We start from the raw sequence: 21818 nt of genomic DNA on the forward strand, positions 1-21818 counted from the left end.
TCCCTATACCTCTACAGAATTTTCAATTAGCTGAGCATCCATTTCTTTCAAAGTTGTATGCTCATCAAACACCAGATTCTCAGGATTCATTACGCCAGGGTAAAGCTGCTCACAGATAAGAATCACTTCGACAATATTCAGTGAATCAACACCCAGCTCTGCCAATGCGGTATCTCCATCCACTTCATCTTTGTTGAGCATTTGTGCCACTTGAACTTTTAACTCATCAAGATTTGATTCGATTATTTCAGACATTTGATATTTCCTCTTTAGTTACAACTTCATCAATCGACCATTGATTAAACCGGAACAAACAATCCAGAGTCAGCATGGTTAAACAAAAGCGATCAACAAACACATGACTTTCGTCTACTCCTCTCACAACTTTGGAAGCCATTGGAGGTGCTAGGTGAATGAAGCTAGAAAGCCCCGGCTTGCTGGCATGCCAAAAAAGCCGTTGCATTGCTTCATAAATATTTTGCATAGGCGCATCATCCAGGCGCCATCGAAAAATCTCAGGCAAGCTAGGCTTATCGTCAGACAATGCTTTCAATTGCCAAGAAACGGAATTTGCAGCGAATTCAATATCTCTTCCAGAAGAAGCTAAAGCTGCACGTAGGTTTGCCTGATACTCAGGGACTCGAAATTTAAGCGAAAACCATTGATCAAAACGTATCGGAGACTCTTCCTTACGATAAAGTTCGAGCAGTTCTTCTCGCTTTTTGGATAGATAAGTGTCCGCTTGCACTCGTTTTTTAAAGTGTCTTAGAAGCATTGAGGACACCTTATCGTAGCAAAACTCCATACCGCCATTAACTCTGGTATTTAGCCAGGATTGACAACCCAGATTAGAAACCACATCGACGTTTTCTTCAATAGCAGCCGAATAGGCCATCACCTGTTCAACATCAAATACTGGCATTGCCATTTTCGTGCTCATTTCAGGCAACAGATTAAACAAGCGCTGATGGTCGAAACGATCAGCTTTTAAAGTTTCAAGATCACCTGTTTCAAGATTTTCATCAAGCTGCTCTAGCCATGAATGTGAAGGTATGACCGACAATGACTCTTTATAATCAGATGCCAAAGAATTTGATAATTTAAAAGTTTGAGCATCACCAATGTTCAGTTGCTCAATACCTTTAAATAAGGTTTTTCCTCCAGTGATTGCGCCCCATGTTGTCATTTCAAACAAAGCTTCAGGGTCAACACTCGCGGCTTGGCTTGCAGACAATGTCGCTATATGATCGGATAGATGGAGTTGCTGATTCTTTTTTGTTAGATAAATGGGATAGCTCGATTGACGACCTCTGAACACTAACAGAGTCGCATCAGTATCATGATAAATAACAAAAGAGATATCACCTAAGATGTGTTCAACACACGCTGACTGCCACTGCTGATAAGCAGCAGCTAATATCATGGCAGTCCCGGCACTCTGTGATAAATTCAGTTTGTTTCGCAAATACTCTTTATTAGTGATGTCACCCCAGTAAATCAGGTCCTCATCAACATTGGCTAGTGTAGAGAAGTGCAAGCTTAGTGCTTCATGCCATAGGCATTGTTGCTTATTGTTCTGAGGAATCGATGCTTGAGCTGTCATGCAACCATCTCCTGCTTAGTCGATAAGGTATTGATCTCTGAGCACCAACGAGTTAACTCAGTAGCACTGGCAGAAATAACGCTCATATGATTGCTTTTGGGCAATACCACCAGGGACTTTTTTAACGAAGGAGAGAGATACCATTTGAATAAGGTTTCAAGTACCTTGTGATCAATAACTTCGTCATTCTCTCCTACTAAAATGCTGCAAGGAATATCGATAGCAGAAAACAACTCAGGATAGTTCTTAACGCTGTACCCAGAAAGCATCATGTAGCTATATGACATCGCATCACTACCAGGCAGCGCAGTAATAGCAGGAAACTCCAACACTTTAGAGTGACGCATAAAAGGAAACATACGCGCTAGAAAATACTTAGATAAGTTCAGCTTGGGCAAATATTTCTTTGCGTTATCGGGCATCACACGATGATAAGGTCGTTTGCGCGCGTAGCGAATACGATACAAAAAGTCGTTTTTAGCCCAGTCGTAACGATTAGTCTCATGAGACTCCGTTAGTGGAGGTGCAATGGCAAAGAATCCAGCAATTTTTTGGCTGCCAAAACGTTTAAGATAACGTAAGCAAATGAGCGAACCTGCAGAATGTCCTCCAAGCGCAATAGGATGGCTGACTTTTTCAGACAAGTGATTAACAAGAACATCGACATCTTCTTCGAGCTGCTCAGGGTGGTCTATATCGCCCGGAGTTCCACTGGACTCGCCATGGCCACGCCAGTCGGGCAAGCATACATTAATACCCTGCAAATTTAGAACTCTGGCTAAAGTCAGATAACGTCGACTATCCAGGCTACTGCCATGAAAACAAACCAGTGTCATTACCGCATCTGTCGCAGGTAACCACCGATAGGCTAACTGAGTTCCTTGAGAATCATACTTCTCGACTATCATGATACAGCCTCCAATTGACGGAGATTATTCTGTACGGCTTGCTGCTTTACATCCAACTCTCGCCATGAAGTCTCAGTGAGCAACCATTCAAAATAATGATTTTCGATTCCACGATATATAACACTCGGATACTTCATCGCGGCTTTGGTTTTTTGGTAAATAAGTGCTGGCGTCGACTCCGACATCATGACACTTTTAAATTGCTGGTAGTTTTCTTCCAACTCAAAATTAAAGTGTGTAATATTGCGCTTAAAACGAGTAACAACACGCCCTTTTCGCTTATGCTTTTTGACAATCAAGCACCCAATACGTCCACCACCTCCCAGGGTGACCAGAACGAGAGGCCCACTGTCCAGATAGTCATAATACTGTTGCAGTTCAAAAATAGGCTTTAAGCTCAACACATGGTTGTGATCTTGTTCATAACTCGGTAACCAGCTTTTAGTGTTTAAGCCCTCCAGAAGAGATTTGCACCACTGAGAACAAATATCAAAAGACACAATTCTTGAATCGATGGGTAGCAGCTGAAAATATTTACGCATTTTCATTAACATAACTTGCGCGCTACGAACGCCCGACTCTTGTGCCCAGAGATTCAAATCAAAAACTTCAATCGCATTGTCGCCTGCTTTAAGAGAAACATCGAGCAGACCGACGCCGGTTTTTACTTCTAAACCATCTTGCTCAACTTCATTACCAATCCCAATCGCGTTAAGACATGCTTGCTGTAATGCTTGATTCAGTTCTAAAACACAAATCAGTGAACGTTTTTCATTAGAATCTAGAAACGCCAACATTGCGGCATGAACGCTGGTGCATGCTGCACCAACAAAGCGTACATTAAATCCCTTTCGTTCCAGTTTGGCCACAAAGCTTCTAACAACCGGATCTAACAATACATTCACTTCTCCAGCCGAAACGATATAAACACAACTAGGTAGAGATTCACTTTTAAGTAACTCCTGCTCAAGAGCTTGAATACCTAATTCTGACGAGGTTGTTTCAGCTGCCCAGAAGTGATTAATGAACACGATTAACTTCTCCTTCAAAGCCAGTGTCTGCAAGGTATGTTGTTACCTCATCCAAATTTGCTTCACTATCTTGATGATAACAACGATAGAAAAATCGATTATCGCCCTGCTGCAAGCGGAAACGACATAGATAATCCTCAATGACAACAAAAGGAATATTCTCGTTTTGCAAACGCTCTTGTTCCGAGTGGATATCTTGTAACATCAATACTTTTTCGTTGAGTAGACTCTTCGGTAACCGAGAGCCACTGGGCATGGATATTTTTACCAAGATCATTTCAATGTCAGAGTTATGTTCAAGAGTCAGCTCAACTAAGCGAGCCAAAACCTCAAAGTAATCTGCAAAGCTCAGAAATACACGGGCATCACTTGTGGGTAGAGATGCCATCATCCGAAAATCACTTTCGTTCATTAACGGCATCGTTTGCGCCAAAGCTTGTGAAGGTCTGTTTGGAAAAGGAGTACGAGAGAGCACACCTTGATATTCAGTCAACTTAAGTGTCATGACGGAAGCCTCTCACTTTTCTGGAACAAAAGCTGTGTGTCAGAATTAATACTGACCTGCGCCATCGAAAAATACCCATTTAAAGCGATAGAGCAGGCCAGAAAATCCTGCTGCTCCTGAATAGTGTTATCGAGGCCATGTTGCAGGATAGTCAACCAGGGGTCACTACCAAAACAATGGCCATACTGTTCGTGCAAATCAGGCAACTGTGGACTGCCATTTAGCATACGAGTAAAAATCTGTCGGATATGATCAGGGAAAAACGGCAACGCTAAGGTCACATCTTCTACGGACATCATGTGACGGCGAATAATGGTGGCAAACTCCGCAGTTGAGTTATAAGTAGTGGCACAGCCTGTTGTTAAGGATTCCATGGCGCTATCATCAGCTTCCAATAGAAGAGTACAAAGACCAAATCCGGAATGTCCCCAATTTTCGTTGTGTCGCCAGAACTCAAAGTCCATCAGGTTGGCATCAAGAATAGAAACCAATAAATAACGAGATGACGGACGGGTTAAAAAGTAGCGTAATGAATAGCCCCATGATGCACACTCATAGGCATTCACATAAGTGCAAGGCATGGGTATGTCATCCTTGCGAATGTTCTTACGAATATCATTCCACTGTAAAGCCCCAGACGTGAAAGGAAGCTCAATCATGGTTGAACATAAAAAGTGACGCTCAATGCTCTTTTTCTCATCATCAGCCAGGCAAGCAACGACGTCACGAGTTTGCTGTTCGATAACCGGAACAAGTTGCTCAAACCCCGTTTGTACATCAGGAGTTTGCTCAAACAATGGATCGGGCAAAGAATGGAAGGCTAATGATTTAATCAATAAACTCATCGGCGACTACCTTTTTGCTTACTATAGATCTCAAAGAAGCAACGATAGGAACTGCCTTCCATCTTGGTGAAGGCCAACAAGTCTCTCTGAACGTCGATATCACTCACATAACCATTCGCCACTAAACTTGCTAAGAGTTCGTTTGATGCAAACTTAATGGCTAACACTCTATCGACAGAGTGCATAGAAAATTCTCGATGAGCAATAAGAGCAGAACAAGTTTCAATAAGGTAATCACGCGCTTCTCGATATTGATGTTCAAACTGAACTGTACCTTGTTGCTCTAAATACACCAGAAAGTGCATCAATGACTTAACCAGTCGAGGACGGCATAAGGTAAGAAAACGATTAACAGCCCCAAGGCCTCCTTTCGCTAACATGTCGGATTGATAGGCATTAATGGTCCCTTTGATGTTCCCTAATTGAAGCTTGCCATCGAGGAAAGGTTTTCCAATAGCGGACGGCGTCAATTGAGCGGAACGTTCAGGATCGATGAGCAATGTCATGGGGAAAGGTTTGCCCTGTTGTCGGGTCACGATCATCAAAAATCCAGGGTCCTGAGCTTCAATACCCCACATTTTATTAACGTTAAGAGTGAAGCCCTGTTCGTTTGGCTCCATCGAAGTTTGCCAATGAGCCAGTGTAGGCCCGCCAGCGTCAGTCATCAAAAAGTGACCAAAGAGCCCCTGGTCAACCCACTTTTGAACGTTATCAATCTGTTCTTGTGTACCGGACAGACTTAACATGATCGAACCGAACAAGCCAATAAGTTCATGAAAATGTGGTGCGAGTCCTTCTTCTTTCACCTTGTCAATAAGCTGATCGATAACAAATTGCTGTTCAAACTCTTCCAGCGGTTGCTTAACACTTGGCTCTCGTAACTCGCGACGCTCAGCAAAGTTGTCTTCGATGATCATTTGTGAATCCATCAAGCGCAACGCAGATTGATTCAACATGCTAGCAAATGCTTCTGGTACCCTGACAATGCCATTAAGATGATCAGTGATAAAACCGCCAAATAATTCTGAAGTCGATGTCATACTCATAGATTATTACTCCACCAGATACACATTGGCTTGTGGAAGATCGAGGAAAGGTGAAACCGTATAACTCGCGTTATAAGCACCGCAATCCTTAAATACGAGCACATCACCTACATTGGCTTTAGGACTTCCCTCTGGCAGCAAACCGATGATGTCGTCTTTGTTGCAAGAGGTTCCAACCACGTGGCAGGGGGTTTCCAGACTTTCGCTGTCAGGCTGTAAAGAGAATACTTCGGGAGCCTGATAGCGACGAAATGTATTTTCTGTTTGCGCTAACAAGAAGCTCTGATTCATCCCGCCATCGGCAATCAAATAGTCTTTATCAAAAATAGTCTTCTTGTAACGAACCTTAGCCATAAAGTAGCCAGCGCTCGACATGATGCCTCGGCCCGCTTCATGAGCGACCTGAATATGAGACGGAAATTCAGTCAATAGCTCTCGGTATGCTTTAAAATCAAAACTTTCATCGAGTTCTTTATCAAAACCACCGCCCAGATTCACAAAAGAAATCGGTTTCTCTAATATGGATTCAAACTCATTCACTATTTGTAATGCAGCTTTGACACTGGCATTAGCTGTTTTAACAAAAGAGTAAGATCCTTTGAATACATGAAATCCTGCGACATCAATATTCAGTTCTTTGGCTCGCTGCAAACACTGCTGAGCCGTATCCCAGTCCATACCAAAATGATCGGTACGGAAGTTTTCATGTTCCGGGTTAAACTGCTTCAAAACCAGGCTATTTAGCCGCAATAAAATAGGATTAACGGGCCGCTTGCCAATAAACTCGCCGACCATTTCTAGCTGCTCAATATTGTCGATGATAAGAGTCGCTTTAGAAGAAATAGCAATGCGGATGGTGTTTTTGTCCATTGATGGATTGTTGACATACTTAACACTGCCACCACTGGCAATCTTATTAAGCTCGCCAACAGATGCCACTTCGATGCCATCATCAAACAGATGCCCGCAACGGACTAACACATCGAGATTACTGTTCGCCTTTAATGAATAAATGACCGGAGTACCCAAGGCTTCCTTGAGCGCTTGCATATTTCGCTCCACATCAGAAATGGAATAAATATAACAAGGTGTTTGAAACTGGGCCTTATTGGCTTGCCACATTTGTTTAATTTTATCTAACGAAGGACTCATCTCTAAAACCCCAAACTTAATTCGACATAATTTCTTTTAAACGCTTTTTATCCACTTTGCTGTTGATGGTCAGAGCCATTTCATCTACAAAGCGAATTTCTCGTGGTAGGTAGTCGCTATCAGTCGTCGACTTTAACCACTCGGTTACGTTTTTTCTTGTTTCGTCACTGTCTTCGGTCAACTGTATGACCAAAAGTGCAATTTCATCACCATAACGATCTTCTTTACCTAGCACAGCACACAAATTGATATCTTTATGTTTTTCGAACTGCGCTTCTAACTCCGTTGGGTACAAACAAAATCCAGCCTGTTTGATCAACTCTTTGGTTCGACCTTTGAAATAGAAAAAACCATCGTCATCCTGGCTAAATAGATCTCCCGTCGACAACCAGTTATCGTCTCGGTAACGACCAGCAATAATTTTTGCTCCACCGGAGGCATTTTGGTCATAGTAGGACTGCATAACAGCGCTGCCTCTTACATAAAGCTCTCCGATTTCTCCGGCTTCGGCCTCATGGAATAAACCGTCTCTTTCAATAAAAATTTTGGCATCTAATCCTGGAATGGGTTTTCCGACTGAGCCAATTTTCTCTTCCCATAAATCGGGGTCGAGGTATAAGGCTCGTTTACATTCTGTTAGCCCGTACATGGCGTAGACTCGAATATCTGCCGACAATGACTTCCACCCACGGATCACTGACTCACCCAAGTGTCCACCTGTATTAGTGAGCTTGGCTACCGAACTGATATCAGCTTTCATTACTCGAGCGACTTTTTCTAATGCCGTTGCCATTGCAGGTACCAGAGGCAGCAAAGTAATTTTATGCTTTGCTATGGTGGCCAATACCTTCATGGGATTAAATGAACCCTGATACAGAGTCAAAGAGCAGTCATTTTTGATCGCGAATAACAGTTGATATAAACCGTAATCAAATGACAAAGGAGACAACGCCAGAATTTTTTCTTGAGAATGAATATCAAGATAGAGACTGATGGATTTGAGTGCCGTCACAACATTATTGTGAGTCAGCATAATGCCTTTAGGCTTGCCTGTACTCCCAGAGGTGTAAATAACCATGGCTAAATCTGAGCCACACACTCTCGGCTGAGAGTTAAACTTGAACTGATGCTCTTCTTGCTGATGGTGCTCGCAAGGTAACCACTCACCTTGCGACCATATTGCCTTTGCATTGCAATCAGCCGCAATGCTATCGGTAGCACTGTTGTCTATATCGTGCTTTACAGGAACAACGACCAGGCCGTAGTGCCATGCGGCCAATAAGGTAGCCACACTTTCAATATTATTATCAGCGCGTATTAAAACACGATCGCCAAAATGGAAAGAACAAATAGAGGACCTGATTTTATCTGTCGCAGATAACAGGTCTTCAGTTACCAGCTGTTCTTCAGTTTCTGATGTTAAAATACAACCAGTAAAACTTTTATCAACAACTCTTTGATAAAGTTCTGCTAAAGAAAATACTGCCATATTCCCCCCTTAATCAGTAAAGCATGATGACTAACGTCATACTCCACCCAAGAATAAAACCAAACGGTTGAGCTTTGGTTAATAAACCTTACGCGTATTGCTGCGACCGAGTCATAAAGGTATCGCTATTAGACTCAAGAGCCGAAACATCTTCTCTTTTTATGATTTCGTATTTTGAGAAGACGTTGGGCAATATATTGTGAATGTAAAACTGAGCGGATAATATTCGGCCTTCATAAAAAGCCTTCTCATCATCATTCACGTCGCTTGCGGTGATAGCGCTCTGTGCAATCAAAGCACCATCTAGTAACAACCAGGAAATAGTCACCTCTGCCATCATTTCAAGAAACCGGGTAGAAACGCCAAAAATCATTTCTAACTTTCGTTCTTTAACCCATTGCCCCATCAATGCATGGGCTTCTACCAGGGTGCCGACTGCTCGCTCTAATGTGAGCAGTTCCGAGTGCAATACATTGTTGCCTCTATGCTCATCAAGAAACGCAGACACTTCGTTATGAAACAACTTAAGCAATTTAGAGTCTCGTCCCATGGCGAGCTTGTCGCGCATAAGGTCGGCAGATTGCATGAAGTTAGTGCCTTCCCAGATAGAAAGAATTTTAATATCTCGGGCGTACTGTTCGAGAGGATGATCGGCAATATAGCCGTGCCCGCCATAGACCTGCATGGCCAGTTCAGCAATTCGCCAAGCTTGATCGGAGGTGTAGGCTTTCACGATAGGTGTCAATAAATTAACAATACCTTGATGTTTAAAATGCTCTTCTCGCCACGGTGCTTTTTTATCTTTATCGTGAGCATTTTCGAACTCAATGTTCATCGCCATACTTTGATGAAAGGAGAGCTTCACAATCAATGCTCGACAGCCTTCCACTTTACTTTTCATTTCTAACAGCATGCGCTTAACATCCACATGCTGAATGATGGGTACTTTGGCTGCGCGGGGGTTAAAAGCTTGGCGAAAATCAGCCCCCTGAACACGACCACTCGCATACTCTGCCGCATTCAGGTATGCACTAGAAGCCATTCCCAGAGCATAAATACCAGTAGCAATACGAGCAAGATTCATCATATTGAGCAATTGGAACAGGCCGATGTTTTCGCGATCACCTAGCAGGTAGCCATAACATGGCTCTTGTAAACCAAACTCCAGGTGAGCTGTCGCACAACCATGTAAGCCCATTTTTTCCTCAAGGCGAACACAATGAACGCCATTGCTTTCTGCTGGCTCACCTTTTTCGTTCAAGCGGAATCTGGGTACGACAAAACAAGATAGTCCAGCGGTTCCACTCGGTGCACCTTCAGGCCGAGCCAGAACAATGTAGGCAATGTTGTCGGCCAGATCGTGCATACCCGCAGAGATGAATATCTTCTCACCTTCGATTCGATAAGAACCGTTATCTTGTTTAATCGCTTTGGTTCTTAATGCGCCAACATCACTCCCCGCTTCCGCTTCGGTCATACATAAGCATGCAGACCACTCCGCAGAGGCGAGTTTCTGACAGTAATTATCTTTAAGTTCATCACTACCAAATTTGTCGATCAAATAGAGCGCAGGATTGCAGAAGCCCGAATAAATCATGAAAGCGGGGTTCGCTCCCATCAAGATTTCATTAACCATCTGGCTAACTACATAAGGCGCTCCCATCCCATCATATTCTGCTGGTGCACCTAAGCGGCACCAATCCGCAGCACGAAACTCATCCCAGGCAGTTTCAAAGGCTGAAGGCAAACTGACTTGACCATCTTCGCCCAACTGGCAGCCATCTCGGTCAGCACTTTGATAGCAAGTTCCCAAATGCTGATAAGCAAAATCACGGGCATGGAACAGAAACCCTTCGATGGTTTCGCGAGTATAATCAGCATAAAATTCGTTGTTCAGTAATCGTTCGTCGACTTTAAACTGCTCCCAAAGTAAGAAAGCAAACTCTCGTAAATCGACACGATAAACATTTCTATCTAACACAACTTACCACCTGATCTTTTTACAACAATGACTAAACGGCTTCATCAGCTTCAACCAACGATAAATCGATAGGCTGACTCATGAAATCTTCTTGTATGTCTCGAGCAAACTTAAGGAACACAGGAACCATAAAGGGCATAGCAATGTACTCTTGCTCTGCTTTCCACAAAGAATTAGCCAGAGTTCGAATTTTCTTTTGTTCTTTTTCATCACACTCGGGATCAACGATGGTCACACCCACCTGATTGGTCTCGAAGGATGTTTCGGTCACTTCGACTAATACAGTGTGTTCTGTTTGCTGCTGTAATTCTTCGGTAAGTTGTTTTGAACATTTTGCGAGAATGTCAGGTAATTCGGCTTTACCCATTTCTTGACAGTTTATGAGTTCGGGGAAAGGCAAAGCCATGTGTACGATACGCCGTGTAGCAAAGTTTTTGAGGTCAAGTTTAATACCGGTCACTCGTAAGAAGATTTCGGACCATAGTTTGACCCGCAAGTCGATACGCCAACCATCTCGACCACGTTCTCCCATCTGGAAAACAAAAAACTTATAAAGATCGGCACCAGAATCGAAAAAGCCAGTGCTGTTTTCTCGGTAGTAGCGTTCTTCTTCTTTCAAGACATCGACAGTCAACATAATCTGTTTCTGCAAAATCTTTTCTAACGCTAAATAGCCTCGGCGCAAATAGTCTTTCTTTTTCCAATATTCATGGTCATTGTAGAAGCCAGCCATGTAATCCCAGGCCGCTTCCAAAAAGTAGGCCGCGGTGTTGTATGCAATAATAGGAGAACATAACTCACCGCAATCCAACACAGGATAGGTGTTTCGTACGTGGGCATAAAGCAACTGGAAAAACTCAGCGCCAATACGATTAGCAACAGGCACTTTTTCGTCAATGATGGCTTGGCCACTGGCGAGATCAGGACTACCAAGATCATCCAGAATTAACTGCGCTAACGAGTCATTAAGTAAAGCAATCACATCCCCACCACCACTGAAGAGTGGATCGAGAAAGAAAGCCGCAAATCCTGTCGCTCCCCAGCGCTCTTCGCTGACAAACTGATCAGAACGATAAGCCAACTGGCCCCACGCTTCAAAATCTTCAAGTTCAGCGCCTTCCAAAAGATCGGCAATGGCTCTATGGCGTTTGATAAAAGCTAAGAATTCTTCTTGTTTGCGAGGATAGTCTTTCACTTTAGATTTATCGCAAACAACACCAACACTGGTATGTCCGCCACTGAGAGGAATAAACCATACCCAATAACCATCACCACCAAAGTGGTTGGTAGACAAGAATCGTCCGTAGGCTTTCGAGCGCCATTCTTCCGATCCCATGCTATCGATATCTTTGATGTTACTAAAACGTCCCCAGGCAGCACTATTTTGTGGGACATCATCTTTGCGATGCCATTTTTGCTTACGGCTGATCACACGGCGACGGCCACTGGCATCAATTAACCAGCGCGCCTGTTTTCGATGGGTTTCACCTTGATATTCAAAATCAACTCGATGTTGGCCGTTGTTGATTTCAAAATCGGTCATCTTGGCACCGAGCAACACATCAATACCATCTTGACGATTCATCTCGACCAGATCACGCTCAAATTTAATACGATCGATTTGAAAGGCAGGATGGGGCGGAATCGCCGTGGTACCATGCTCACTCATTTTATGAAGCGGTAAATCAAGCTCTGGAGAGTCATAAAAGAAACGCAATCCATTTTTAGGAAAATGATTACGATAGAGATAATTAACCAGACCTAGTCGTTTAAGAAAATAATGTCCGGTAAGTTCTACGGTTGCTTCTCCAACCTTGGCAGTAAACTCTGTTTGTGCCTCGAGAACTAATATAGAAATGTCAGCTTTATTGCGCTTTAATTGCCTTGCTAATGTTAGCCCGGCCCAGCCGCCGCCAACAACTATTACGTCATACGACGCAACACTCATAGCATTGCTCATTGCTCCACCCCACATGACCTTGTTGAACCATGTTGCGCGCACAAAGCAATAGCGTCACATCAGCTACGGTGTAAAAATTGCTTTTCCCCTAACCCGAGCAATTTTTGAATTCTAGTGTTATTAGCAAACGCGACAGCTACTAAGCCTTGCTTCATACGGCAACACTTATTTTTTGTAATTCTTGTTGTTCTTTATTATTTGTATTTTGATGGTCAACAGCGGCGAGATATCTCGTCAGACCAGTCAAGAGCTGCGTTACCAAGTAAACGACAATGGACACATCTTAGTCAAGTGTGAATTTTACATATTGTTACATTCTGGACGAATCCGGTTTAGCAATCTAAAAGGCCATCTATGCTGATTACCTATAGAAAACAAAAGCATGGTAGCGGCGAATTATGAATTTGAAATGTCAATTACCTAACAAAATGCGAATAAAGCTAGACGGTCGACCACATCTCAAAATCATTATAACTATCATTATCTTCACGCCACTCTGCGATTACCTCTTTAACCACGGCATTCCGCGGCCCTTGATGGGACCATTCCAGTAATTGCTTTTGTTGTTCCTCTGCACCACTCGCCAACCACTCAACACGGCCATCAGATAAATTCCGTACCCAACCCGTAAGACCTAACTGACGCGCCTTCTCCTGCGTTGATGCACGAAACCAGACACCCTGAACTTTTCCAGACACATAAGCATGTAAGTGTTTATTATTCATAAGTCGTCCCCTTAAACAAACATTCTTCTTGCTGTTTTTTATAGCACAGCTTGCTTACGTTTAGATGGAGTAACACCTTAAATAAACACTCTACGAAAAGAAATAGCTCCGCAATTCTTGAACTTCCATCTTAAAAAATAACAAACTCCAATACTATAGTCGGCAGCTTCATTCCTTATTCTCTGCACATTTTGTAGCGCACAAAAATTATTTACTTTCAGGGATCAAATAAAAAAGAAAATTAAGGAAAAAATCGGATATGAAATAAAAAGCCAGGTCCCATCAATAAAAAAGCCCCGATGAAAAATTTCATCAGGGCTTTTTTGCAAAACTACCTCTAAATATCTAATACCAGATGGAGAAAAAGAATCGTATTACACCAGCATTGAAGTGATATAAAGGTTCTTCGCCTGCGTTAAACACACCAGGCTGATTTTGATGGACCAACACATTTCTAAAATTGTCATATTCAAACTGAAAATAATCGTAGTAGAAATTAACTGCCGCTCGATCAAAATATTCCCAGTCTTTTAATTCGCGCTCATAAACAACTCCAAATCCAAAAGACTGATTTGAGAAAGCACTCATCTCTTTGTCTCTTGCTCTAAAGTTCTGCTCGTTTGAGCGCGAGAACAAGTCGCTGTAAAACTCAGCTTGCGTCTGGCTATAGGTTCGATACTTGGCTTCAAAAATCCAATGATCGCCCCAGGGATGGGTATAGGCCAGCTCGTAGTTATTCGCTTTAATCTTCCAGGTATCGCTAAATGTACGAGCTTCTAACTTCAAAGATGCTCGATAGGGAAGATAATACATGGCTCGTAAAGCAACCGCGGTACTGGTTCGAGTTTCAGGATACACTTCGCTCTCAAACAGAAAGCCTCCGGCACCATCTGAGAAACGAACCGCTCGGTAAGGGTTATTCAAAAAGCCTTCGTCGGTTACTGACTCTAAACCAAGCCCGAGTATCAAATCTTTGGTCAAAATCTGCGAAATATTTAATCGGTAAGCCTGACGACCAGCATCACGCGCAAACACCTCAGTGTCATCAGCCGTTGCGCGTTTACCAACAACATCGCTGCCTTTAGCGTAACCAATAGATACATTGGTTAAGTCGCCGAAGAAATCCTGCGACACACTAAAGTAATAGGTGCTGGCATCGTAATCGTTTTCTTTACTGGCTGTATGGCCAGCGCTCAGTATGGTTTTATTATAAAGATAATCCACCCCAAGGCTGTGCTCTTTTCTTTGCTCGGTGTAACGACTCGCTGTCGCTAACACGTCAATAGAAGCACTGGAGACATTATCCACATAGTAATTTGCCGAAACAGAAAACTTATTCAAAAAAGATTTACGCACCAAAACAGAAGGTCCGTCGATCTTTACACCACCACCTTCAAAGGAATGATACATAGCATCGGCACGGTCTTCTGGCAAAACAGCACTATGGCCATACCAAGACAGACTCACTAACGCGGTGCCGAGAAGAGCTTTTAAATAGCGCTTAATACTTTTATTCATCATATCTTATTTATAAGAGTCTCATATCAGCCGCATGCGGCTTTACGTATTGAGTGCGGTTAGTTACAACCGCACCCACCTCCGCCGCCGCCTTCTGCGCCACGCGCAGCTTCACGAGCTTGATAGACGTGATGCATATAGTTGGCAGATATGGCATCGCGAGAAAAGCTCATAATAGGATCGGCAAGATTATTTCGTTCATAAGGCTTAACCCAAGGTTCGATGGCACAACCTGAGATAAACATCAGAGCAATGACTACCAAGCTTATTCGTTTCAACATGAACTGATTATTCTCTCATCAATGCTTTCATTAATTTTTTGTGATGCTTTTCATCGCCTGACTTGTAGCCACGATGTAAAAAGCGCACGTTCCCAGCACGGTCAATAAATACAGTACTTGGCATCGCATCAACATCAAACATCTTGCTGACTTTGTTTTCTTGATCAAACAAAATTGGGAAGGTAACAGGTACATCTTTCAAATAGCCAACCGCTTTCGATGAATCTTTTTCTACATTGATACCTAAGATTCGAAACCCAAGTTTTTTATACTTTTTGTAGAACTCTTCAAGGATTGGCATTTCTTCTCGGCAAGGTCCACACCAAGAAGCCCAAAAGTTAAGCATGATCACTTCGCCACGCAGCTCACTTAGTTTAACGTTACTGCCGTCCATGCTTTTAAGAGTAAAATCTGGCGCTGGCTTATTGAACTCTTCGGCATGAGCGGTCGCCGAAAACAACAGGGTTAAGGCCAGAAATGGAGCAATCAGTTTAATCAATTTCATGAGTTTCACCTTTCATACTACTTAAGTCTCTTAGCACTCATTAGATTAAATAAGTGCTAGTATTCTACATTTGTATCCGCGGTTAAAAATAAGCAGATACACCGAACGATACTTCTAAATTATGAGTAGTTTTAGTATCGCCAAATAAATCAGAGTTAAACATGTGGTCTCGAGTATCCACATAAAAAGACAACCAGTCATTAAACAAGAAGCGGTATCCGGCTCCAACGGTAATGGTTAATTGTCTTTCCCCAGCAAATTCGGTATTACCAACACCCGCAATCAAATAAAACTGCGTGTTAAATGCATGAGATTCACCAACGAAAGCTTCGCCTGGCAATGCGTTCCATCCCACACTTAAATCATAATAGGTGTATTCACGCTGCTCGTCTGTTAGCAGACGAATGTTGCCATTCAACACTTCGAAACTGGTGAGTCCACCTTTTGCTTGCCCTGCCGTTAAGTTAATGAAGAAATCTTCACTCACATGGTAAGCAATCTTCAGTCCTTTAACAGGGGTTGCACCAAAGTCTTCGATGTTGAGTTGGCCATAAAAAAGGCCGACTTCAAAATCTTCACTGTCGATCAAGTCTTCATCCACATCACGACGCTCAACCTTAGGTTGAAAGATATCGCTGGGCGACTCTGTATCGGCTTTTTCTGGCTCGGGCTCCGCCGCAAAAACGCTTTGGCTCGTTCCAGTTAACACAATAACGCTAACAAGCGTTAGAAAAATACGCTGAATCCGATTGTCCATTCTTCTACTTCTTCGTTGTTTTCTCTACTGGTTAAAATGACATAGTTTCTATATTCCAGGCGGACTAAGAAACGATTACTCACATAGGTCTTTAATCCACTCTGAACAAACAAAGCTTCATCAGTACGATCAACAGCCTGAACCAAAGTCGCACTGGGTCGAGTCGTAATGCTCCCCACTCCAATACCGACATAAGGAGAAAAACGCCAATCATGAAAAGGTTCGTTGTTAATTGCTGCTGATATTTGCTGAATCTCGGAGAACTCACCTAACGCCTGACCTAATACTAATTCAGCCGATAAGTTTTGAGTGAAGTTCCAGGTCGCGTTAGCCCCCAGCAAATTCGCTCCGCCAAAATCTCCAAAACGTCCACCAAACTCCCACTCGCGGTCAAAAAAGTCTTGCAGTCCCAACTCTGCCAGCGATACAGGATTACCATTAGGCGACAATGTTTTTTGCAGTTCACTTTGGTGAACCCAACCTTCTTGCCCCTTGACGGTACGAACTTTAAACCAAACGTTTTTACGCTTTAATATTTCAATGGACTCGCCCTGTTCCACAACATGGAACACAGGATAACCTCGGCCAGGTCCTGTCGCCATGCGAATAAAAGCATCGGCAACAGTTACCTGTTGATATTCGTCTTCAGCATAACAATGACTGCTTAACAAACTGATACTTAATAATAAACTTACCGTTAAAATTTTTATTGTCATAGGGTCACAAACATTTGTTTTGATTACAGCAACAAAATGGCCATCTATCACTTTCAGAACACCAAGGTAGCCTCTCGCTACCTCCGTTCTCCTCAATACGACAACTGATATCGCTGACATCGAGCGTACTTACATTACACAATCAACTTAACAAAAACCAGAAGCATGGTGATTATTACGCTAAGCAAAAACCTCTTTCACAACAACTGTAAAAGAGGTTAGCGTAAACTACCTTAATTAGCCCGCTATGGACACAGTTAATTCGCTTCAGGTGCGTCGAAAGGATTATTGAAGTATTGAGCACCAATATCAACCCATTCTGCAATAATTCTCAATTCAGCGTCGGTTAAGCGACCTTCATGAGAACCACCCGGTAAAAACAGATTAAAGAAGTTACCGCTCGCAATGGCACCTGCAGAGCGCAATGGAGGCTGTATTGCGTTAGTCATTCCCAACATAGACGGAATAGGAACAGGAATAGGAATGGTTTGTGGATTGCCATTACCATCCAAAATCAGATTACCAGCCATGTCAGTTAGATGAATAGGCGTATTATCGGTATCCGTTAACACCGTTGGAGTACCGTCATTGCCAGGAACAAAAATGAAGTTTCCATCAGCATCGGTAAAGTAAATCAACTCGCCATTAACATCTGAAGTCTGATAAATCATATCACCGTTAGGTGCAAGAATAGGAACGACGAGATCCACCAGAGCACCGTTGGCAATTTCTTGCTCATTATCACCAAACAACAATTCTCGATAAGCGATAAAGTGCAAAGGCTCTTCCGGCGAAGCCGTTCCAGACAACTCCAACTGACCCGCAGGAATTTGCACCGCATTCATTGCATCGCGAGAATTATGGCAGGTAGTACAGGTGTTATCAGCCAGCACGGTCATACCATCTACGTCAAAGACGCGACGATCCACTTCCCAGATGGGCTGTATCGCGGTTTCGTAATTTAACAGGATGCGACAACTGGGATTCCAGGTCGTGGCACATGCATTAGGAATGGGAGCAGGTGTTGTCAACGCAGAATATAGATAACTAAATGACGGTGCCTTCGGGATAATATTGGCATCCGTCCAAACATCATCAAAGATAACGTCCAGATTCGGATTAGGTATACCGTTAATACGTGTATAAGTTTCGGCCATGGTTTCACCTTGATCAGGGAACCAGGCAGGATCGCTATTAGGGTAAGGAACACCCGTTGTCGTTGCGCCTACATTGATGGATGCTGGTTGCGCTTCGATTCGGCCATGTGGCACATTTTCATCAGTATGACAGCCGCTACATTCCATTTCTTCACCGGCCTGTAATTGCAACCAGTTCTGGTGACGAGGAGAAATACGACGTCCGCGTTGATCCAGTACACTGATGGTAAAGGCGATATTGGCAGGAATTTTCACTTTGACAGAACCGTCAGGTTCTACAGGCGCATAACCAATAATTTCTTTCATCAACTGACCACGGCCAGCACCGAAAGCAGAGCCATCAAAGTCATAAACTTCGTCATCAGGTATCGCCACCGCTTTAACAATTCGCAAAAAACGCGCAGGTCGATCAGCAACAGGCGTTGTTACCGGATCGGCCATGGCAACAATGCCCGCAGGCGTTGAATCAACACCGTCAATATCGTAAACGCTGCGGATATGCAGAACGCCAACGTTCTCATCAACCAAGGTCTGGTCAAGATCAATACCGCCGACGCCATCAACTAATACATCCTGACGCGGACGAGGCTGCACGGTTATCGGATTGGTAAACCAGAAGCCATCTTCGGCAATCACTACAGGCAATTGAGTTCCAGAGGTTTGATCCCACATCCAGATACTGTACTGAGGCGGCGCTTCGACCAGAGCCGTATCGGCCAGATTCTCCTCGGTACAAGGTAAAGTAGTGGTCTCTTGTGTATTAGGATCAATACGATTCAACAAACAGGGCGACCAGCTAACCAAGAGTCGATTGGATTCATCCCATAACGGAAAAACACTGTGGAACAAACCGCCAGGAGATGGCTGGTCATCGGTATATACCGTGTCTGAAGCGAGAGACGTTTGCGCGGGCGCTGTACCAGCCCCGTTAAAAGAGACAGTATTCTCGACAAAATTAGTCACATCAATCACCGCCATGTCACCACCAATACGCATATTGCGGCGAGCCTTGGTAATGACCTGCAAGCGCTGATCAGGCATTTCTATAGGACTAAAGAACTCAACCGTATCACCATTTGCGCCTGTGTCATGACTATAGCGGCCATAAAGCAGCTGCACATCACGTCCATCAGGGCGTACAGAATACAAATTAAAATCATGGTCAACGGTATTTCGGTCCCAGTGCAAATAAGCGATACGACCATTGCTCATTACCGTTGGGTAAAGATCTAAGCTCTGATTAAAGGTGATTTGATGGACATCACTGCCATCGGGATTCATGACATGGAGGACAAAGTTAGGCCCCTGCAAGGTTTCTTCCTGGCCATCAAACTGAGGTTTGCCTTCATCCAGCAAAATCGCTTTGGCCTGACGCTGTCGTGTTGATGAAAACACAATGCGACCATCGGGCAAAAATGCGGGCATAATGTCGTGCCCAGCTTCTGCGGTAATATCCGACGTGATCACTCGTCTGAGTGTCGATGTCTCTAACTCGTAAGTCCAGATGTTCCATTTAGGTTGATCTTCTGGATCGGCGTTTTCGATTTCGGGCGCCCGCATGGCAAAAGCTAAAAACTCACCATCAGGAGATACGACCAAGTCGCGAACATCATATAAAGGAATGGGGTCATCAGGGTTTTGTTGAAAGGCTGCTGTGGTGATGTCTCTATCTTGTGCGCTGGGTGCGGCACGATCACGCAAAATCAATGTAGCGCCAGCACGGAACGAAATGGGATCATCAAAAGCAATGGGATCCGCCAGATTTTCGCCCACTCGATTTCCGTCTTCATCAACAGGAACAGGCCTCTTTATATAGGCAATGGCAAAGTCTAGTGTAACCGGATCGGGTTCCTGATTACTGCTTATAATAGTGTCTTCACTGGTGCATCCAAACAATAGACAGCTGGACGCCCATACGGCTGCTACCCTGGTCAAGTAGCTAACTCTTTGATTAAGTGTCTCTTTAGGCATTGGGTGCTCAAATACGTTATTTGGAGGTATAAGTCGATTGCGATATCGCTTTTAACCTCATTATGACTAAGTTTTATGATTATTCTGTGGCCGCCATCACGAAAACCAAAAGCATTAATCTCTAGAATAGTTCATTCACAGTGAAATAGAACTCATCTCAATTAGCACTTGAGTTGGCGTCATCAATGGACTCTGTTGGACGCACTGTAGCAAATGGGCCCATTCTTGGATAGCAACAAAACACGTTGATGCCACCTTAAGCCCGTCTGCCGCATTAATACCATACTTTTTTTATGGTCTTTACATCGTAAAAAAACGACCTTGCGTAAAATACTCAAGTCTTTTTGAGATGAGTTTTATAGAATAAATATTAAAACAATATAAATTTTGACAACTAAGAGGCTGGCTACAATGAGATCGAACATGTCATTAAGCCATTCATTGAAACGTTTTGCGAAACTGGCAGGTCATACCACTTTAATCGCAACGCTCACAATGAATGCCTGGGCAGGACCAAAAGAACAAGCGAAACGTATTCACGATCGCTTGGCTGGTACCCACCCAGACACTGCAACCCTGGCTGCGATGGAAACGCTCATTCAATCAGGTGACGCTAATGCGGCGGCTTACCTGGCGATGGAGAATGATGCTTTCTATAACGTCACACTAAAAAATCTGATCACTCCTTGGACTAACGAGCCTCAGACCGTATTCGCTCCCCTTAATGACTATACTGCGACAGTCATTGGTATCGTGCGCGATGATCTGGATTTTCGTGAAGTGTTATCAGGCGATATCATCTATACCGCCAACAGCGCCACTCAGGTTCCAGCCTACTCTAATAGCAGCAATGCTCACTATGAAGCTTTAGAAGATAACAACTACAGCCTTAAAGACGTATTGGAACGCCAAACTCAATCATCGGTGACAGGACTACCAGCGGATGCGACCGCTGGCGTGATGACCACTCGAGCGGCAGCGCGAGCTTTCTTCTCAGCCGGTACCAACCGAGCGATGTTCCGCTTCACTTTAATGAATCACATTTGTGATGACTTAGAAGCCTTCAAAGATTTCACTTTATCACCGGATCGTATTCGTCAGGATGTGACTCGCAGCCCTGGTGGCGACAGCCGTATCTTCTTGAACAACTGTATTGGCTGTCACAGCGGCATGGACCCTATGGCTCAAGCCTTTGCTTACTATGAGTGGCAATACGACGCCGATAATGATCCTGATGGCGAGAATGGCACCATGGTTTACAACCGTGAAGGCCAAGTCGATCAAACCACTGGCACGCGCGTTCAGCGTAAGTACCACATTAATAACACTAACTTCTCTTATGGTTATGCCACCCCAGACGACAGCTGGGCCAACTACTGGCGTTCAGGCCAAAATGCTGTGATTGGCTGGTCAGATGCTCTGCCTGGTAGCGGCAATGGTGCAAAAACCATGGGACAAGAACTGGCACATTCAGAAGCATTTGCTCACTGCCAGGTTAAAAAAGTGTTCCGCAATGTTTGTCTACGAGATGCTGCCGATTCAGCAGATCGAAGCCAAATCAGTAGCATGGTCACAAACTTTAAAAGTGGCGGCTACAAGTTAAAGCAGGTGTTTGCTGAATCAGCCACCTATTGTATGGGCAACTAACGCGGTAAATGTGGAGACAAA

At 43.7% G+C, this 21818-nt stretch carries 19 protein-coding genes; 1 reads left to right on the top strand and 18 read right to left on the bottom strand.

What is annotated here, in order from left to right:
* Positions 1-3: 3 nt before the first annotated feature.
* The 18 genes from NH399_RS14605 to NH399_RS14690 all read right to left on the bottom strand — a co-directional run bounded on the left by NH399_RS14605 (position 4) and on the right by NH399_RS14690 (position 20114).
* Entirely contained in the window at positions 4-255 is a 252-nt protein-coding gene (locus tag NH399_RS14605; RefSeq protein WP_253041309.1) for an acyl carrier protein, read from the bottom strand.
* The gene (locus NH399_RS14610; protein ID WP_253041311.1) at positions 248-1603 is read right to left on the bottom strand and encodes a hypothetical protein; all 1356 of its coding nucleotides are present in this window, start codon (positions 1601-1603) and stop codon (positions 248-250) included. The genes NH399_RS14605 and NH399_RS14610 overlap by 8 nt, the downstream gene beginning before the upstream one ends.
* Positions 1600-2511 carry an alpha/beta hydrolase gene (locus tag NH399_RS14615; protein ID WP_253041313.1) on the bottom strand — a complete coding sequence of 304 codons (912 nt, stop codon included), beginning with the start codon at positions 2509-2511 and terminating at the stop codon, positions 1600-1602. The genes NH399_RS14610 and NH399_RS14615 overlap by 4 nt, the downstream gene beginning before the upstream one ends.
* Positions 2508-3542, bottom strand: coding sequence for a hypothetical protein (locus NH399_RS14620; protein WP_253041315.1), 1035 nt, complete (start codon positions 3540-3542; stop codon positions 2508-2510). The genes NH399_RS14615 and NH399_RS14620 overlap by 4 nt, the downstream gene beginning before the upstream one ends.
* Positions 3532-4047 (bottom strand): hypothetical protein, encoded by a 516-nt coding sequence (locus NH399_RS14625; RefSeq protein WP_253041317.1) that lies wholly within the window; start codon positions 4045-4047, stop codon positions 3532-3534. The genes NH399_RS14620 and NH399_RS14625 overlap by 11 nt, the downstream gene beginning before the upstream one ends.
* The gene (locus NH399_RS14630) at positions 4044-4892 is read right to left on the bottom strand and encodes a hypothetical protein (RefSeq protein ID WP_253041319.1); all 849 of its coding nucleotides are present in this window, start codon (positions 4890-4892) and stop codon (positions 4044-4046) included. The genes NH399_RS14625 and NH399_RS14630 overlap by 4 nt, the downstream gene beginning before the upstream one ends.
* Positions 4889-5938, bottom strand: a complete 1050-nt coding sequence (locus NH399_RS14635) for a hypothetical protein (RefSeq protein ID WP_253041322.1) — start codon at positions 5936-5938, stop codon at positions 4889-4891. Before NH399_RS14635 ends, NH399_RS14630 begins: the two co-directional genes overlap by 4 nt.
* Positions 5939-5944: 6 nt before the next feature.
* A complete protein-coding gene (locus NH399_RS14640; RefSeq protein ID WP_253041324.1) occupies positions 5945-7090 on the bottom strand; it encodes a PLP-dependent decarboxylase in 1146 nt (381 codons plus the stop codon).
* 16 nt (positions 7091-7106) lie between these two features.
* Positions 7107-8579: a class I adenylate-forming enzyme family protein gene (locus tag NH399_RS14645; protein WP_253041326.1), complete on the bottom strand. Its 1473-nt coding sequence runs from the start codon at positions 8577-8579 to the stop codon at positions 7107-7109.
* 88 nt (positions 8580-8667) lie between these two features.
* Positions 8668-10560, bottom strand: a complete 1893-nt coding sequence (locus tag NH399_RS14650; RefSeq protein ID WP_253041328.1) for an acyl-CoA dehydrogenase C-terminal domain-containing protein — start codon at positions 10558-10560, stop codon at positions 8668-8670.
* A 31-nt stretch (positions 10561-10591) separates the two neighbouring features.
* Complete coding sequence (locus NH399_RS14655; RefSeq protein WP_253041330.1) at positions 10592-12520, bottom strand: NAD(P)/FAD-dependent oxidoreductase; 1929 nt, start codon at positions 12518-12520, stop codon at positions 10592-10594.
* A gap of 440 nt (positions 12521-12960) precedes the next feature.
* Positions 12961-13245, bottom strand: a complete 285-nt coding sequence (locus tag NH399_RS14660; protein WP_253041332.1) for an acylphosphatase — start codon at positions 13243-13245, stop codon at positions 12961-12963.
* Positions 13246-13590: 345 nt separating this feature from the next.
* On the bottom strand, positions 13591-14766 hold the full coding sequence (locus NH399_RS14665; RefSeq protein ID WP_253041334.1) for a DUF3570 domain-containing protein: 1176 nt from the start codon (positions 14764-14766) through the stop codon (positions 13591-13593).
* A gap of 56 nt (positions 14767-14822) precedes the next feature.
* Positions 14823-15044: a DUF4266 domain-containing protein gene (locus NH399_RS14670; protein WP_253041336.1), complete on the bottom strand. Its 222-nt coding sequence runs from the start codon at positions 15042-15044 to the stop codon at positions 14823-14825.
* A 7-nt stretch (positions 15045-15051) separates the two neighbouring features.
* Complete coding sequence (locus NH399_RS14675) at positions 15052-15549, bottom strand: TlpA disulfide reductase family protein (protein WP_253041338.1); 498 nt, start codon at positions 15547-15549, stop codon at positions 15052-15054.
* An 82-nt stretch (positions 15550-15631) separates the two neighbouring features.
* Positions 15632-16306 carry an outer membrane beta-barrel domain-containing protein gene (locus NH399_RS14680; protein ID WP_253041340.1) on the bottom strand — a complete coding sequence of 225 codons (675 nt, stop codon included), beginning with the start codon at positions 16304-16306 and terminating at the stop codon, positions 15632-15634.
* Positions 16276-17022 carry an SH3 domain-containing protein gene (locus tag NH399_RS14685; RefSeq protein WP_253041342.1) on the bottom strand — a complete coding sequence of 249 codons (747 nt, stop codon included), beginning with the start codon at positions 17020-17022 and terminating at the stop codon, positions 16276-16278. The genes NH399_RS14680 and NH399_RS14685 overlap by 31 nt, the downstream gene beginning before the upstream one ends.
* Before the next feature lie 257 nt (positions 17023-17279).
* Positions 17280-20114 carry a hypothetical protein gene (locus NH399_RS14690; protein ID WP_253041344.1) on the bottom strand — a complete coding sequence of 945 codons (2835 nt, stop codon included), beginning with the start codon at positions 20112-20114 and terminating at the stop codon, positions 17280-17282.
* 459 nt (positions 20115-20573) lie between these two features.
* Between NH399_RS14690 and NH399_RS14695 the strand changes: the two genes are divergently transcribed.
* Positions 20574-21797, top strand: coding sequence for a hypothetical protein (locus NH399_RS14695; protein WP_253041347.1), 1224 nt, complete (start codon positions 20574-20576; stop codon positions 21795-21797).
* Positions 21798-21818 lie beyond the last annotated feature (21 nt).

Origin of the sequence: Pleionea sp. CnH1-48, assembly GCF_024124665.1 — a bacterium.
Lineage (GTDB): Bacteria > Pseudomonadota > Gammaproteobacteria > Enterobacterales > Kangiellaceae > JAMXSB01.